General features: G+C 48.2%; 11 protein-coding genes and 1 tRNA gene. 7 read left to right on the top strand and 5 right to left on the bottom strand.

Features of this window, described 5'->3' with window-relative positions:
* A complete protein-coding gene (locus tag BLA28_RS21095) occupies positions 1 to 1,182 on the top strand; it encodes an iron-containing alcohol dehydrogenase (RefSeq protein ID WP_069158768.1) in 1,182 nt (393 codons plus the stop codon).
* Between the two features lie 437 nt (positions 1,183 to 1,619).
* Here the strand turns inward: BLA28_RS21095 and trxB are convergent, their stop codons facing one another.
* Together trxB and trxA are read right to left on the bottom strand one after the other, a co-directional pair.
* Complete coding sequence (trxB, locus tag BLA28_RS21085; protein WP_069158769.1) at positions 1,620 to 2,534, bottom strand: thioredoxin-disulfide reductase; 915 nt, start codon at positions 2,532 to 2,534, stop codon at positions 1,620 to 1,622.
* A gap of 36 nt (positions 2,535 to 2,570) precedes the next feature.
* Entirely contained in the window at positions 2,571 to 2,897 is a 327-nt protein-coding gene (trxA, locus tag BLA28_RS21080; protein WP_071699391.1) for a thioredoxin, read from the bottom strand.
* 256 nt (positions 2,898 to 3,153) lie between these two features.
* Between trxA and BLA28_RS21070 the strand changes: the two genes are divergently transcribed.
* The 3 genes from BLA28_RS21070 to BLA28_RS21060 all read left to right on the top strand — a co-directional run bounded on the left by BLA28_RS21070 (position 3,154) and on the right by BLA28_RS21060 (position 8,944).
* Positions 3,154 to 4,593, top strand: coding sequence for a spore germination protein (locus BLA28_RS21070; protein ID WP_069154916.1), 1,440 nt, complete (start codon positions 3,154 to 3,156; stop codon positions 4,591 to 4,593).
* Between the two features lie 116 nt (positions 4,594 to 4,709).
* On the top strand, positions 4,710 to 5,993 hold the full coding sequence (locus tag BLA28_RS21065; protein WP_069158795.1) for an ABC transporter substrate-binding protein: 1,284 nt from the start codon (positions 4,710 to 4,712) through the stop codon (positions 5,991 to 5,993).
* Entirely contained in the window at positions 5,990 to 8,944 is a 2,955-nt protein-coding gene (locus BLA28_RS21060; RefSeq protein WP_069158772.1) for an ATP-binding protein, read from the top strand. Before BLA28_RS21065 ends, BLA28_RS21060 begins: the two co-directional genes overlap by 4 nt.
* A gap of 118 nt (positions 8,945 to 9,062) precedes the next feature.
* On the opposite strand, the gene BLA28_RS21055 is transcribed toward BLA28_RS21060, so the two are convergent.
* Positions 9,063 to 10,514 (bottom strand): GntR family transcriptional regulator, encoded by a 1,452-nt coding sequence (locus BLA28_RS21055; RefSeq protein WP_069158773.1) that lies wholly within the window; start codon positions 10,512 to 10,514, stop codon positions 9,063 to 9,065.
* Positions 10,515 to 10,633: 119 nt separating this feature from the next.
* On the opposite strand from BLA28_RS21055, the gene BLA28_RS21050 reads away from it, so the two are divergent.
* A complete protein-coding gene (locus BLA28_RS21050; protein ID WP_069158774.1) occupies positions 10,634 to 12,337 on the top strand; it encodes a methyl-accepting chemotaxis protein in 1,704 nt (567 codons plus the stop codon).
* A gap of 43 nt (positions 12,338 to 12,380) precedes the next feature.
* Here the strand turns inward: BLA28_RS21050 and BLA28_RS21045 are convergent.
* Positions 12,381 to 12,469: transfer RNA gene (locus tag BLA28_RS21045), tRNA-Ser, on the bottom strand.
* A 206-nt stretch (positions 12,470 to 12,675) separates the two neighbouring features.
* The gene (locus BLA28_RS21040; protein ID WP_044970428.1) at positions 12,676 to 14,007 is read right to left on the bottom strand and encodes a cation:proton antiporter; all 1,332 of its coding nucleotides are present in this window, start codon (positions 14,005 to 14,007) and stop codon (positions 12,676 to 12,678) included.
* Positions 14,008 to 14,129: 122 nt separating this feature from the next.
* On the opposite strand from BLA28_RS21040, the gene BLA28_RS21035 reads away from it, so the two are divergent.
* Both BLA28_RS21035 and BLA28_RS21030 read left to right on the top strand, forming a co-directional pair.
* Positions 14,130 to 15,059 carry a LysR family transcriptional regulator gene (locus BLA28_RS21035; RefSeq protein WP_044970427.1) on the top strand — a complete coding sequence of 310 codons (930 nt, stop codon included), beginning with the start codon at positions 14,130 to 14,132 and terminating at the stop codon, positions 15,057 to 15,059.
* 44 nt (positions 15,060 to 15,103) lie between these two features.
* On the top strand, positions 15,104 to 16,615 hold the full coding sequence (locus tag BLA28_RS21030; RefSeq protein ID WP_069158775.1) for a sensor histidine kinase: 1,512 nt from the start codon (positions 15,104 to 15,106) through the stop codon (positions 16,613 to 16,615).
* Positions 16,616 to 16,647 lie beyond the last annotated feature (32 nt).

The raw sequence follows: 16,647 nt of genomic DNA, 5'->3' as shown, positions 1-16,647 counted from the left end.
ATGAACGGATTTGAATTTCAATGCGGAACAAAGATGATTTTCGGAAAAGATAAAGAACTGTGCGTAGGAGAAGAACTGAAAAAGTACGGTGCATCCAGAGTCCTTCTCGTTTACGGAGGCTCTTCCATAAAGAAAAACGGCCTGTATGATAAAGTGATTCATGCGCTGAAGGAAGCCGGTCTTTTTTTCGAGGAATTACCTGGCGTAGTCCCTAATCCCAGAGTATCCCTGGTAAGAAAAGGGGTTGAAATCTGCCGGGAAAAAGATATTGATTTCCTTCTGGCTGTAGGAGGCGGAAGCGTTATTGATACCTGTAAAGCCATGTCTTTCGGTGTTTATTATGAAGGTGATGTATGGGATCTGATTTCCGGTAAAACCAGACCCGGAGAAAAAAGAATCCCCGTTGCAGATATCCTTACCCTTCCCGCCGCAGGCAGCGAAGAAAGCGACAGCTGCGTCATTTCCGATGAAACCATTCCCATGAAAACAGGCTTCGGCTCCCCGTTAATGCGCCCTGTTTTCTCCATCATGAATCCAGAACTGACCTTCACCCTTCCTCCCTACCAAACCGCATGCGGCTGCATGGATATCATGGCCCACGCCATGGAAAGATATTTCACCAGGACCCCAAATGTGGAAATGACAGATCGCGTAACGGAAGGAATCCTGGCCACCGTAATCCACAACCTGCCCAAAGCACTGGAAAACCCCCGGGATTATGACGCAAGAGCCGAAATCATGCTATGCGGAACCTGGGCCCAGAACGACATGACCGGCTGCGGCAGACAGCAGGACTGGTTCAACCACGGCCTGGAACACCAAATCAGCGGCTTTTATGACATCGCCCACGGAGCAGGCCTTGCCATCTCCTTCCCCGCCTGGATGGAATTTTTATCTGACAAACAGGAATGTATCCCCAAGCTGGCCCAGATGGCAGTCCGCGTCTGGAACGCACAAATGAATTTTGAAAACCCCCGGGAAACAGCAAAAGAAGGCATAAAAAGACTTCGCTCCCTCATAAATGAATCCGGTTTGCCGCTAACCTTAAGCGAAGCCGGTATCGGTACAGAAAAATTCGAACTGATTGCGGATCTTATGACAAATAAAGGAACCCACACCTGCGGCTCCTTCTATCCTATGAACAGAGGTGATATCCTCACTCTTTTACAGATGATGGCATAAATATAGGAAGGGAGTATGATTCCGGCCCCGTATCCCTGGCGCTGCATTCGGCTGCCTCCCTGCCCGGAGCCTCTGCGCCCTCCCTTCCCTGCCCTGTGGGATTCCTTATGTATCATACGGTGCATCTCAAAAAAAGGTAGCTGTTTCTTACTGTTTTGATCCTATCCTTTACTGCCCGTCCTTAGCGGCGATGTAAGCGACTAAAGTCGCTACGACGACCGCAGGGAGGAGTTCAGCCGCGTTGGCAGTAAAGGATAGGGACAAAACAGTTAGAAACAGCACCTTTTTTTGTCTGTACCGTATGATACATAAGGAATCCCACAGGGCAGGGGAGGGAGGGCGCAGAGGCTCCGGGCAGGGAGGCAGCCGAATGCAGCGCCAGGGATACGGGGCCGGAATCATACTCCCTTCCCCTCCGCGTTATTGGAGAAAATAGTTCACATCAGATATTCTTCTACGTAATGGGATGCGTTTGCTCCGTCCGCGGCGGCTGTCACAATCTGTCTCAGCGCTTTGGTACGCACGTCTCCTACGGCAAAAACGCCTTCGATGTTGGTGCGGGTACTTTCATCGGCTATGATATAGCCGTGGGGATCGAGATCCAGCTGGCCTTTGAATAATTCGGTATCGGGAACCCGGCCTATTGCGACGAAGACGCCGTCAACGGGAATTTCTCTGGTGGTCTTGTCTTTTACATTTTCCACGCGGATTCCGGATACACGTTTATCGTGGAGAATTTCTGTGATTTTACTGTCCCATACGAATTCCACGCCGCTGTTTTTCAGGGGTTCCATATAGATGCGGGAGGCTCTGAGGCTGTCGCGGCGGTGGACAAGGTAAACCTTGGCGCATATTTTGGAAAGGAGAAGGGCGTCGGCCGCGGCGCTGTTTCCGCCTCCGGCTATGGCAACTGTTTTGCTGCGGTACATTTGGCCGTCACAGGCGGCGCAGTATGCCACGCCTCTACCGCGTAAGGAAGATTCTTCCGGGAGGCCCAGTTCTCTCGGGGAAGCGCCGGTAGCTACAATCATGCTTCTTGCTGAGACGATTCCGGAGGAGGTAGTGATTTTTTTGATCGCAGGGCTTAAATCCACGGAGTTCACCTCGGCATATTCAGTTTCCACTCCGAAACGTTCCGCACCTCTCTGCATTTTTTCAGCCAGCTCGAAGCCGTCGATTCCTTCGTCGAAGCCGGGATAGTTGTCCACCTGGCCGGTGGTAGCCATCTGGCCTCCTGCGGAAAGCTTTTCGAGAACGAGTACGGAGTATCCGTTCCTGGCACAATACAGTGCGGCGGAGTATCCGCCGGGGCCGCCTCCTATAATTACCACATCGTAGAGTTCTTTTTTCATTTGTTAACCCTTCTTTCTATAGAACATGATATCTGCTTAATCCACGCCGTTTTCCTTCAGCCAGTCCGTTACCTGTGACTTGGCCTGGGGAGCTATGACAGATACGGGGGTTTTGCCTTTTTGGAATAAATACAGAGTGGGTATGGTCTCCACTTCATACGTATCCGCCAGTTCCGGTTCCTCATCGATATTCACTTTACGGATGGACAGCCGTCCTTCGTATGCAGCGTCAAGCCGATCAATAACCGGGCTGAGTCTCCGGCAGTATCCGCACCAGGGGGCCCAGAAATCCACCAGGACCGGAAGCTCAGACTGCAGTACCTCTTTATCAAAATTTACTTTTCCTATTGCTGTAACAGACATATTCATATCCTCCTGTCTTTTGTATTTTTATTCTGTAAAAATTCTAATTACAGTTTATACTGTAACTATAGCGTGTACAGAAAGGCTTGTCAAGGGGAGAATATAAAATTTCTGAAATTTTTTAAAAGCTATCGGAAGTATAGGGATTTTGCCGGCGGCACATACTATCCGGTAGGAATGAAACAGCGGAAGTCCAGGTATCTGGACGGCTGCAAAAGACAGCTTGTCCGCTTAACGGACAGATGGGAGTAAATATATGAGAAAGCTTTCTTCGCAGATAGACGAAAACATAGAGACTGCAAAAGAGATTCTGCCCATAGGCACCAGCTTTGACATGATAACCAGGGATTTATTCCTGGGGGAAACAAGAGGCTATTGGATCGGAATCAACGGATTCTGCAGGACGGAAATACTCCAGCAGATTTTTTCGGATCTTCAGAACCCTTTATATATGAAGGATTCCTGTATAGAAGATATCAGGCATTACATGAATGCCAAAATCGGTTATGCCCAGGTCTCCTTGACGGAGGACTGGGATGAAATCGTAAAAAATATCCTGAGCGGTCCGTCAGTTCTGCTGATAGACGGATTTGACCAGGCTATTATCATGGATGTCCGGACGTATCCTGCCAGAGGTATCGACGAGCCTGACACGGAAAAGGTTACCAGGGGCTCAAGGGATGGTTTTGTGGAAACCATGCTGTTTAATACCAATCTGATACGGCGCCGTATCCGTTCCCCCAGGCTTACCTTTGAAGTGAAAAGTGTGGGTACGGAAAGCAAGACGGATGTAGCCATTGCTTATGTAAAGGGCTCGGTGAATGAAGAACTGCTGGATACCTTACGGAAAAAGCTGGACAGCCTGGAGGTTACTTCGCTCACTATGGGAACAAAAAGCCTGGAAGAGCTGCTGGTGCATAAAAGATGGTATAATCCGCTGCCGAGCCTGCACAGTACGGAACGTCCGGATGTCGCCTGCAGCTATCTTATGGAGGGGTATATCCTGCTTGTCGTGGATAATTCGCCGGAGACGCTGATCCTGCCCTGTACTATATTTCAGTTTACCCAGAGCCCGGAAGATTATTATAAAAGCCCGGTGGTGGGAAATTATTTTCGTCTGGTACGTTTCGGCTGTATTTTTATAAGCCTGCTTCTGATGCCCCTTTTCCTTCTGATAACGGCCTATTATCCGGAGCTGTCCGATAAATGGAAGCTGCTTACATCAGGAAGGATTCCCCCCATAAACCTGATTTTCTATGTGCTGATAGTGGAATTCGGCCTGGATCTGTTTAAGAACTCCGCCTCCTTAAGTTCCAGCCGTTTTTCCGGCTCTCTGTCCATTGTAGGCGGTCTTATTATCGGGGATATTGCGGTCAGCCTGAATTGGGCTACGGTGGAAGTGTTATTTTATGCGTCTATCACACTGCTTACCAGCGTCGCTCTTTCCAGTATGGAATTCGGTGACGCCATCCGCGTCTACCGTATATTTATCATATTAATGACCGCTGTTTTCAGGCTGTGGGGTTTTATAGGCGGGCTGATTCTGGTCCTGCTTTCCGTGATCACGACTCCCACATTCGCCGGGGCAAGCTACTTCTGGCCTCTGTATCCCTTTAACTGGGCCGCCTTAAAAACTCTGCTCCTGCGTTACCCGACTTATCGGGCCCAGCCCAGCCATGTCTGGAAACATCGTTAATCGAAAGTTCCCTTTTATTGCGGGAGTTTTTCTGATACAATATCCTTAATATCAAAAGAAAAGGCTCCGGGATGCTGTGTAAATATATGTTATCCTCACCCGGAAAGACATTCTGTATGAAGAAAAAAGGGATAAAAGGAAAAAAGTGGATAGCTGCAGTTTTGCTGCCGGTATTTTTAACTGCCGGCTGCGGCCGTCAGGGAAAGGTGGAAACCTATCCGGATATAGCAGAGCCTGAGGCACAAATCACTTTTTTCGGGAATAAATATGAACCGGAAAATGTGGTGGTAATTGAGGAAATACTCACCTCTTTTATGGAGGAAAATCCGGATATCTATATTTCCTATGAAAGCCTGAAGGGAAATGATTATTATGATGCCCTCATGAAACGGATGGAAACCGGGAATGGGGACGATATTTTTATGGTAAATCATGATACGGCGCTGCAGCTGGAGGAGGAAAGAAAGCTTTGCGAGCTGTCCGGCCTCAGTACCATTCCTGATTTTACCGTACGGATTCTGGATCAGATGAGTGATGAGGGAGAAATCTACTGGGTGCCCACCACCGTTTCCGCTTTTGGGTTGTACTGCAATCTGGATCTGCTGGAAGAAAACGGTCAGAAGGTGCCGGAAACCCTTCCTGAATGGGAGGCCGTGTGTGATTATTTTAAGGGCATGGGAATTACCCCTGTTATTGCAAACAACGATATATCCCTGAAAACCCTTGCCATAGGCCGCAGCTTTTACTGTCTGTACCAGGAAGGCAGCCAGAAGGAGGTATTCGGCAGAATAAACAGAGGGGAAGAATCACTGGGGGAATACCTGAAGGATGGTTTTTCCGTCGCGGAAGCATTTTTAAAGAAAGGCTATATCAATTCGGAAGAAGCCCTTGTCACGAAAAAGACCTCTGAGGATCTGGAACTGTTTGCACAGGGAAACGCCCCTTTTATGCTGACAGGCGGCTGGGCGGCCGATCGTGTTAAGGCTATGGCTCCGGAGCTCCGTTTTACGGTGGTGCCATATCCGGTATTGGAGCAGGGCTCGGTGCTTGTGATTAATGCGGATACCCGCATTGCGGTTAATGAGGACAGCCGATATAAAGAAGAAGCAAAGAAATTTGTGGAGTATTTTACCGGACAGGAAAACATCCGGAAATTTGCCGATAATCAGTGTTCCTTCAGCCCTCTGACAGGAGGCGCGCCGGCTTCCTCGAAGGAGATTCAGCCGCTGATTGACATGTATCAGGAGGAAAGAACGGTAATAGGCGCAGACAGTGATCTCAAAGTACCGATTTGGGATCTCACTGCGGAATGTGCGGTAAAGCTGCTTTCCGGTGAAGAATTGCCGGAGGTTCTGGAATGGCTGGATGAACAGGCGGAAGCAGGAGAGGCGGGGCGATGAAAAATAATGAGGTACAGTTAAGAAGATGGTTCCTTTTTGCTGTTGCCGCAGTCGGCATCCTGCTGGGGATTCTCACGTTTACCTTTGTAAATGAGGTAAGGGATCAGCTGTGGGAGCAGTCTGTCGGTACAATCATCGAAAGCACGCGGCAGGGGGAAAATGCTCTGAACATTCAGCTCAGGGAAGATTTTTCTTCTATTGTTTCCATAAAAAGATATCTGGAAAAGCTTCCGGCTGACGCAAGGGAAAGCGTCATGGATATTGTAACTGAATTTTCCAAAATGGAGAATGGCGTAAGCCTGTATCTACAGGACGGAACCTGCGTGCCGGAAAAGAATGGCCCGGATCAGTATATAGCGGATCAGTTCCTTATGGAATACGGGATAGTAAACCCTCATATCAGCAGCAGTACCGGTGTTAATGTATTCGATTTTTATACGCAGGTAAAGCTTGCGGACGGAAGCATAAATTATCTGGTGAAAGAATATAACGTGGCGGCTATTGCCGGTGAGTTCAGTCTTTCCTTTTATAATAATGCCGGTTTTTCCTATATTATAAATACCGGCGGGGATGTTCTGATCCGTTCGCCTCATCCGGGCAGCAATAAAACGGTGAAAAATATTTTTGATATGCTTCCTGCGGGAAAGAACGACAGCCGGGCAATGGAAGAATTCCGTCAGGCTCTGGTTTCCGGTAAAAGCGGCTGGGCGGTTTTTGCCTATGGGGATGCTGATGCGGTTTTCTGCTATGTTCCAATGAAGGGCTTTTCGGATTGGTATCTGCTTTCTATTATTCCTGAGAAAGTGGTGAGTGCGCAGACCTATGATATTCTGCGAAGGACAATCTTCTTTGTGGCGGCAGTTTCACTGGCGATTATCATGCTTGCCCTCGTTTATATTCTCCAGATGAAAAGAACCTATCATAAGCTGCGTACCCAGGCGGCCTATATCGACCACCTTTACAACGCGGTACCGGAAGGAGTAGCCCTGATTTCCAGGGATACGCCCTTTCGTTTTATCCAGATTAACCATGAGGGCCTGCGCCTTCTGAATTACCCGGAATATGCATCCAATGATGCACTCAGGGAAAAAAAGCTCAGGGAGCTGATTCACCCTGACGACTGGGAGAGCACAAAGCCCTGTTTTCAGGAAGCCATGGAAAAGGAACAGAAGATTTCATATGTAAGTCGTTTCCGGCGGCTGGACGGTACCTGGTTCTGGGCGGCAGGCATTATTGAAAAGATGCTGGATGAAGAGGGAGAACCGATCCTCATAGCCACCTTCCATGATATTACATCGGAGAAGTTGGCCCAGGAGGAGGAAAAGAAAGAGAAGCTTTTGGAGCGCAGTACATTAATACGCGCAATTTCCGATACTCATGCCGTAATCCTCAGTGTAAATCTGACGGCAGATACTTTGAAAACGATTTATGTGAAGCCCGGGTTTCTGGAGGGGCTTCAGAATTACAGCAGCTATTCAGGCCTGCTGGACTTTGTGAATGAAAGGCTGCATCCGGATTATAAGGAAAAATTCCGCTCACGCTTCGCCGCCGGGCAAATCATTCAGGCATCGGTTTCACATTCCACGGAGGTTTTTGCCCAGTGCCGCATTCTGCTTTCCGATAATGAGTACCACTGGGTACTGCTTCAGAGAATTCATGTAGACAATCCATATACGGAAGAGAGGCTGGCTATTTTTCTTGCCCGCTGTATCGATGACCAGAAATACGAAGAAGAACAGCAGAGACAGGTTCTGCAGAATGCCCTGGACACCGCCCGTTCCGCCAATGAAGCAAAGAGTAACTTCCTCTCCAATATGAGCCATGATATCCGTACTCCCATGAACGGTATCATCGGGATGACTACCATCGCCCGGTCACATTTGGACGACAGGAGCCGTATAGAGGACTGTCTGGATAAAATCAGCCTGTCCAGCAGCCATCTGCTTGGGCTTATTAATGATATTCTGGATATTTCCAAAATAGAGAGCGGGAAACTGGCCTTAAGAGAAGAAGCCTTCCTTTTCTCCCGTCTGGTACTGGATGCAGTGGAATTAATAAGGCCTCAGGCAGAGGAAAAGCGGCTGGAACTGACAGCCAATATTCCGGAGCTTGAGGAGGATACCGTAATGGGAGATCCGCTGCGCCTGCGCCAGGTATTTGTGAATATTATGAGCAATGCCGTGAAATATACGCCTGCCGGAGGACGGATATATATAGATGTATGGCAGGAGGACGGACTGAAGCTTGGATATGGCAGCTTTATTTTCCGTTGTGCGGATACGGGAATCGGCATGTCAGAGGAATTCCTGAAAAAGATTTTTAATCCGTTTGAACGGTCCCGGGACAGCGATGTGGAGAAAATTGCAGGAACCGGGCTGGGAATGACCATTACCAAAAATATTGTGGATATGATGAACGGGGATATCCGGATAGAGAGCAGTCCGGGGAAAGGCTCAGTCTTTACGGTGACTTTCCGGCTGCTTAAGAATGAGGAAAAAACACTCCGGACTCCGGACAGACTTGTGTCCTCCGAAGGTTCCGTCCCTGTAAGAGATAAGGCAGGCTGCTGCAGGGGGAAAAGGCTTCTGCTGGCTGAAGATAACGAACTGAACCGGGAAATAGCCGTTGAGATGCTGAAATGCACGGAGATGGAGATCGACACGGCCTGTGACGGGGAAGAGGCTGTCCGCATGTTTGCGGATTCCCCGGAGGGTTATTATGATATCATTCTCATGGATATCCAGATGCCGAAGCTTGACGGGTATGAGGCATCCCGGGAAATACGCGGGATGGATCGTACGGATGCAGGGAGTATTCCCATAGTAGCCATGACTGCCAATGCCTTTGCCGAAGATGTGCGCGAAGCGCTGCGTGCGGGTATGAACGCCCATGTCTCCAAACCGATAGAAGTAGACAGGCTGCTTGCGACTCTGGAGGACCTGCTTGTATAAGCGGTTATAATTATAAAAAGAAAAGACAGGAAAAAATATCCTCCCAGGATTCCGTGTTTAAAAAATATGGAATCCCGGGGGGATATTTCAGATCATGCCGTCATTTACTTAAAGTCCGTTATATTTCTGCAGGAACAGAGGCCAAATCCTTAAAGCAGATCAATGTATATAGACGGGCATCCAAATATATGGCCCGGAAGGTCCTTTGGATGGAAACCGAAGCGTTCTCCCGGTCGGATTTCCTGAGTGATTCACGGGCAAGCTCGAATTGCTCAAAGCCCTCCTGTGCCAAAACCGCGCACTGCTCATCTATTACATAGGGCCGATCCAGATAATGCCCCCAAATCAGGGCATCATCAAATTGTGCAAGAATGTTTTCCAGACATTTAACCGGCATATGTGCTTTCAGAAAAGATGTAAGGATATGTATGATCCCGGAGCTTGTCCGGCTCAGCGGACTTGCTTCCCATTCGGCGGCCAAATCCGCAAGTGCAGAATCATCCAGTGGCAGAAATGCGGCAAAAGACAGCTTTTGAGAACAGACCGCCAGGATTTGCAGGACATTCAGAAAAAGGGTCAGATTGTCGGCAATGATATTTTGCTCTATGCGTACCGGGGTCAGTTCCTCCGAACTCCTCAGCACGGTTCCCTTCTTTTCTATGGTATGGATAAGGCCGATATCACTGAGCAGAGCCATCGCCTTGGCGGCGGTGGACTTTGATATTTTGTAGGTACGCATGATCTCCGGTTCCGACGGAAAATAAGTGCGGTTATTGAATTCTCCCAACAGAGCGCGCCGGTATAGGTTTTGTGCAACTGCTGCATAAAGGGGGGAGCGGTTTTTCCCCCTGAACCATTGATAATCCACCCGTTCCCCGGAATCCGGAACGATTTTCTGTATTTCACTCAGATAAATCCCCGCCTGTTCCCCTGCATTACGGTACATCAGCTCCAGCCGTGCGGTTAAGGCTTCAAGTTCCTTATGCTTTGCCATGTCCAGGAAGACAGGGAGATTATGCCTGATGAATTCTGCAGATGCGGCGAAGGGATTTTCCAGCCGGGACTGCATAACATAAGGATATCGCGCGTAGTGCTCCATGTCGGATTGAAGATCCAGCACAATCTGATTTTGGTAGGGCAGAAGCATTTCCGTAAAAAAAGAAATGGCATTCCGCTCGTTGATGTCCTGACTGCCGGCGGAAAAGAAAGATTCTTCATATGTATCCAAATTGCAGCAGAGCATTGCTCCCGCTGCATAAAGGGACGGCATCATTAATTCCAGGCCCTTGTAAATATCCAGGATGCTTTCCCGTCTTTGCATCAATGACAGGATATAGGTTTGTTCACTTTCATCGAAACAGACGACAGCACGTTTTCCGGAGGAGCTATGGATTACGCCCTCCTGCTCCAGCATACGGATTACCTTCCGGATGGTGGTAATTCCCACCTGATACCGCTGACAGAGCTCATTTTGGCTGGGAAATACCTGTCCGTAACGGAGAACGCCGCTGTAAATCTGTGTCAGGACGGACTGGTAAATCACTTTATAGAGCCTGCTTTCCTGTTCCATTATTATCACCTCGCTAATAAGCTATTCTTAGTATAGCACAGAAAAAATAAAAGCTCTTGCTAATTTTGGATAAGGTATCTATAATAAAACCTATAGCCTATTCGGGGAAGGAGTACCAAATGCTGAAGAATATGAAAATCAGGTCACGGATGCTTCTGTCATACACGGTTATCATTATACTTTGCCTTGCGGCCAGTGTTGCCGCGCTGATCATGATGAAGCGGATCAGCGGTAATCTGACAAGCTTTTACGATAATAATTATAATGTGACAGTCAATGTCTGGACGGCCAAACACAAGATGCAGTATGCACGGGCGGATATCCTGGAAGCCCTGCTGGAGACAGACAGGGAGGAAGCACAGGCTGCTCTGGACAATGCCGCCGCCGCACTCGCTGAAATGCGGGCCGTTCTTCCCCATATCCGGGAACGCTTTAAAGGGGATATGACACTGATGGATGAGGTGGAATCCATATTGGCGGAGGCTGTAATTTATCGGGATCAGGTTTTTGAATTGGCGGAAGTAATGAAGAATGAGGAAGCGTTCGCATTGATGAAAACAAGTTATATCCCTTTGCTGAATCAGATGGCGGACACATTGGATGAAATTTCAACACAGGCCGCAGCCAATGCAAAGAAAATGGTAATCCAGGGTCAGCAGCTGCAGATGACCTCCATGCTGGTGGTTGTCGTAATTATTGTACTTACTATAGTTCTGGCGGCTTTGCTGGGGCTCTACATATCCAATGGAATACGCAGGCCGATAGAAGAAATCAGGGACACCGCGGAAAAAATGGCGGCGGGTAATCTGGAGGTGTCGATAGAGTACCAATCGGAAGATGAGCTGGGTAATCTGTCCGACAGCATTCGCACCCTGATAAAAATGTTCAAAGGCATTATCAACGATATAGGGAATGGGCTTGCGGCATTAGGAAACGGTGACTTTACAGTGGAATCCCAGTCTAAGGAGCTTTATATCGGAGATTTTTACGGGCTTGCGGCTTCCATGTATCAGATCATTGATAAGCTGAATTTTACAATGGGACAGATCAATCAGTCATCCGATCAGGTATCTTCCGGCAGTGACCAGGTTTCCTCCGGTGCACAGACATTGGCACAGGGTGCAATTGATCAGGCTTCCTCTGTGGAAGAATTAGCGTATTCCATAAATGAGATATCCTCACAGATTAAAGAAAATGCACAAAATGCACAGCAGGGCTGTGAACTGGCCGAAACCGCCGGAATGAAAATCGAAGAGGGCGGCCGGCAGATGCAGAGGATGATCGCGGCAATGAAGGATATAAACGATAAATCGGATCAAATCGGGGAAATTATTAAGACTATAGAAGCCATCGCTTTCCAGACCAAGCTTCTTGCCCTGAATGCCGCGGTGGAAGCGGCCCGCGCCGGTACGGAGGCGAAAGGCTTTGCCGCCATAGCCGATGAGGTACGTATCCTGGCCGAAAGCTCTGCGAAAGCCTCTAAGAGCACGGCAGCGCTGATAGAAGGGACGATACAGGCCGTACATTCAGGGACCAGACTGGCGGATGAAACGGCCCGTACGCTGACAGAAGTCGTGGAGAGTGCCAGACAGGTGGTCGTCGTGGTTGAAAAAATATCCAGGGCATCCGGCGAACAGGCAGCTTCCATTGTCCAGGTGACGCAGGGGGTTGAGCAGATTTCCAGTATCGTGCAGAACAACTCGGCCACCGCTGAGGAAAGCGCCGCTGCGAGCGAAGAGCTTTCCGGACAGGCGCAGATGCTGAAAGGTCTGGTTAACCAGTTCAAGCTCAGAACACAAACAGGCACGTTACAGAATAAATAATTCTGTAACGTGCCTGTTTTGTTCACTGCTTCCGGCTTTCTAACGGAGATGGTGGGAGTCGAACCCACGCGCCGGGGAAACCGACCTGCCGCATTTCGAGTGCGGTCCCTTCGACCTCTTGGGTACATCTCCATGCTGTACAAACGGGTGCCGTTACCGGTATGGCAGCATCCCGCCGCAAAGACAACACATATATTCTATAGTACTTTCGCATATTCTGCAAGTAGTAAAATGACAGAATATAAAAATACATAAAACCGTGTTATAATTCCCGGTCCCTGTGCCGCAAAATTGGGAAGGGGCCTTCCTTATCAGGCCTCCTTCCCATAAAGCAAAGCTTATATTGCATGCTTCACCGATTTCTTATCCGGATATTTTTTCACTTTTCCCTTCCCTTCGTTTTTCGCGTTCACCGCAGCCTTTTCCTTCTTTGCCGTACCGGCCCCATCACTTTTCTCAATAACCGCAGCCTTTTCCCTCTTTATAGTGCCGGAAAGGAAAAAGGACATCTTTGCACAGGCGGGCCCCACAAGCTCATACAGGACGGAAGAGGACAAAATGATGGTCAGCAGCAGGTTCCCGATGTTTTCAGGGAGAAGCCTCTGCCCCAGGAAAGCGAGCCCGATGGCAACGCCGGCCTGAGGGATCAGCGCCAGCCCCATATATTTTTTATGGGTATCCGGCATGCCCGTTATGGCACATCCCAGATACATACCGCCGTATTTCCCGAGGATCCGGATAAGGAAGTAAGCGATACCTATGACACCGGCCGTTTTAAGCGCCGTAAGATCCAGATTCATTCCCGATACGATAAAAAACATGGAGAGGACAGGCGGCGTAAACCGATCCACCTGCCGGAACAGCTTCTTATCTTCCGTCAGATTAATATAAGAAGCGCCGAATACCATGCAGGAAAGCAGCGGGGAGAGATCAAAGGCGGAGCACAGCCCTGAAATTCCCATAAGCATGGCAATGGCAAGAATAAGCCGGTTATCCTTGCTTCGTGTGGGCGTGATGAGCCGGGAAAGCAGATAACCGCACAGAAATCCGATTCCCAGAGCGGCGATATTATAAAAAATGGGCAGCAGCACGTCTCCTGCGCGGACATGCCCGCTGCGGCCCGCGTTGATAACGGCAACCACAACGCTGAATATGAGCAGGCAGACCACATCATCAAGAGCGACCACCTGCAGGAGGATATTTACAAAATCCCCTTTGGCCCGGTACTGCCGGATGGTCATCATTGTGCTGGCAGGAGCCGTTGCCGTAGCGATGGCGCCCAGAATCAGACAGAAGTCCCAGGACAGATGAAAAAGGAAGCGCATGCTTAACGTGATCAGGATACCTGCCAGCACGGATTCCCAAAGAGTGACTATCACTACCTTCCAGCCGGTCTTCATAAGAACTTCCTTCTTAAAAAATTTCCCGACCCCGAAAGCGATAAAGGCAAGCGCTACGTCGCTGATAAAGCCCATGTGGGACAGAATATGAGCGGGCACTAACGACGCAACCTGCGGCCCTATCAGCACACCGGCAAGAATATAGCCGCTGACATTAGGCAGATGAAGCCTTTTAGTCAGTCTGGTGAGCAGAAAGCCCGCAAACAGGATAATGGATAAGGAGAGCAGAACGAGTGTTGACTCGTTCAGGCTTGTGTAAAAATCTTTCATGAAAAGTTCCCCCTTGTATTGCTATATTTCCCCTCTATGGTACAATTATATCAACGAGATTCATAAAGGCAAATTATGATTTATAACCACTTCATCATAAAAATTTATAAGGAGGGATTTCCGTGATCGACAGCAAACTCATCACCCTGCTTATGGTGAACGAACTGCACAGCTTTACCCAGGCGGCCAAAAAGCTGTCTCTTACCCAGCCTGCCGTAAGCCAGCATGTAAGGCAGCTGGAAAAGGAGCTCGGAGTTACGATTTTTGCCCGGGGAGAAGGAAATCTCAAGCTTACCAGGGAGGGAGAGATTGTCATCAAGTATGCCAAAAGGATTGACAGCCTGTATCAGAACCTGGAGCAGAGCCTGAAGGAAGAAAAAGAACATGCCAGAAAGATAACGGTGGGGATCACGCATACCTCGGAGAGCAATATCATGGTGGAGGTCCTGGCCAGATACAGCAGTGTGAGTAAGAAAACACGCATAACAATTATTTCTGACACCATAAATAATCTTTATATGAAGCTCAAAACCTATGAGATAGATCTGGCCATTGTGGAGGGCCGTATTTCCGATTCCAATTTCAATACCATAATGCTGGATACAGATTCCCTGATCCTTGCCGTATCCAATAAAAATCCCCTGTCCCGGAAAAGTATGGTAACATTGAATGAACTCAGGAAAGAGAACCTGATTCTGCGTCTTCCGGATTCGGGAACAAGGAACCTTTTTATTTCTCATCTGGAAAGCAATAATGTATCTTTGGATGAATTTAATGTCATACTGGAAGTAGATAATGTAGCTACCATCAAGGATCTGGTGCGCCGGGATTTCGGCGTGTCCATTCTGGCAAGAAGCGCCTGTGCAAACGAACTGAAGAAGGGCAAGCTGATAGGACTTCCCATAGAGAATCTGAGCATGACCAGGGAAATCAATATGGTGTACCATAAGGACTTTGAGCATATGGATCTCCTGCAGAATATCATGCGTATATATAATGAATATTCTCTGTCCAATCCCCATTCCGTTGACACCCCCGGCCAATTATTGTAAGATACAAAAAAGATCTGATAAAATCAGGCAAAGAGGGCCTTTTTATGATATATTTGATGCTTGTGTGCGCAGTGGTGATCGTGCTGCTGCTGTTCACGCGTTCCGAGTACCGTACCATGCAGCTGATGTCCATGTTTCTGGTGCTGTTTTTCTTTATAACGTCATTGTGTTTTTTTATTTTATATTTTTGCAAGTCTTCCTTTAACCTGAGTATCTTCCTCAAGTATTTCCTGGTGCCCCGGGGTATGGCCGCCAGGCTGTATTCCCTGAAGATTTCCAAGGAGGCGATTATCAATTGCCTGAATCTGAGCTGTATCTTTTTTACGGTCAGCAATCTGATATTTGCCGCTTCTTTTATGAAGCAGGAGGAAAGGAAGAAATACAGAAAACTTTATCCGGTTATCGGGCTTTTCTTTCTGCTGGAATATCTGGTATGCAGCCCGGCGGTATATATCCGCACCTACTCCTTCCTGTATCCGGGTTATATGACGGTATCTGGCATTGAACGGCTTTGGAGCATTTTCAGCGCGGCCATTTCCATAATCAATTTTATATTGCTTTTTATGTGCCTTGGCAGTATCCTGCTTAATATTATCCGGGTGCCACACATTAAGGTATACAGAATGTCCCTGATTATTGTATTGTTTTCCTATTTTATGCTGATACTCTGTTACCTTATGTTCATGGGACGCCTGCCCATGCAGATGATAAAGTATTCCAAGGCCATGGATGTGGTTACGTATAAAATCCTTTTTATGAACAGCTATATCCCCTTGTACCGCGCTCTTCCTTATATCATACTTTTGTTTATCCTGCTCATGATCGCATGGAGCTACCGTCTGAATGTGATCCGGAATAAAATGGAAAACTACAGTCTGGAGGTATCCCAAAACATCAATGCGGTCAATATGTCCACTCGGGTATTCTGTCATTTTATGAAAAATGAGCTGCTGAACCTGCAGGCGGAGGTGGAGAGCCTGGAAGTGCTGCAGGAAAGCGAGGAGGATAAGTCGCTTCTTGTGGAGCACTGCGAAGCCCTTTATGAACGGCTTGACGATATACACCGACACATCAGGGATAATACCATGAATTTCAGGCAGCTGCAGCTTGGCGGCCTGGTGAGGGAGACTGTGGAGGAACTGAAGGGTTCGCGGCCTGAAACGGATATCGAATGGACCGTGAGCGTGCCAGGGGAAGACCCCTGTGTCTTTGCGGATGAAGAATTTATCAGGCAGGCCCTGATCAACCTTTTAAATAATGCCTGTGATGCCCTGAAGCAGACGGAGGAAAAAAATAAAAAAATCCAGGTTATGCTTCTTGAGGACAGCAGATGGGGAATCATAGAAATAACGGATAATGGCTGCGGGATTGCCAAAGAGGATATGGTGAATATATTCACCCCGTTTTTTACGTCAAAGCCCATGACGAAAAGCTGGGGGATGGGATTATCACTGACCCATAAAATAATTACGGATTCCGGGGGCAAAATAGATGTGGAAAGCGAAGTGGGCAAGGGAACCGTATTTCATGTTTATCTTCCGGTAAGCCGCATTTAACGCCGCTGATTGGAATGTACAGATGGGAGCCA

Source organism: Eisenbergiella tayi (assembly GCF_001881565.1).
Taxonomy (GTDB): domain Bacteria; phylum Bacillota; class Clostridia; order Lachnospirales; family Lachnospiraceae; genus Eisenbergiella; species Eisenbergiella tayi.
The sequence above is the reverse complement of the archived record's forward strand: the minus strand, read 5'-3'. Positions and strand labels throughout refer to the sequence as shown.

Coding starts and splice junctions, on each gene's coding strand:
- trxA (WP_071699391.1), bottom strand. CDS start 2,897: ATGTCTGTTACAGCAATAGGAAAAGTAAATTTTGATAAAGAGGTACTG.
- BLA28_RS21065 (WP_069158795.1), top strand. CDS start 4,710: ATGAAGAAAAAAGGGATAAAAGGAAAAAAGTGGATAGCTGCAGTTTTG.
- BLA28_RS21055 (WP_069158773.1), bottom strand. CDS start 10,514: ATGGAACAGGAAAGCAGGCTCTATAAAGTGATTTACCAGTCCGTCCTG.
- BLA28_RS21050 (WP_069158774.1), top strand. CDS start 10,634: ATGCTGAAGAATATGAAAATCAGGTCACGGATGCTTCTGTCATACACG.
- BLA28_RS21070 (WP_069154916.1), top strand. CDS start 3,154: ATGAGAAAGCTTTCTTCGCAGATAGACGAAAACATAGAGACTGCAAAA.
- BLA28_RS21060 (WP_069158772.1), top strand. CDS start 5,990: ATGAAAAATAATGAGGTACAGTTAAGAAGATGGTTCCTTTTTGCTGTT.
- BLA28_RS21095 (WP_069158768.1), top strand. CDS start 1: ATGAACGGATTTGAATTTCAATGCGGAACAAAGATGATTTTCGGAAAA.
- BLA28_RS21040 (WP_044970428.1), bottom strand. CDS start 14,007: ATGAAAGATTTTTACACAAGCCTGAACGAGTCAACACTCGTTCTGCTC.
- BLA28_RS21030 (WP_069158775.1), top strand. CDS start 15,104: ATGATATATTTGATGCTTGTGTGCGCAGTGGTGATCGTGCTGCTGCTG.
- trxB (WP_069158769.1), bottom strand. CDS start 2,534: ATGAAAAAAGAACTCTACGATGTGGTAATTATAGGAGGCGGCCCCGGC.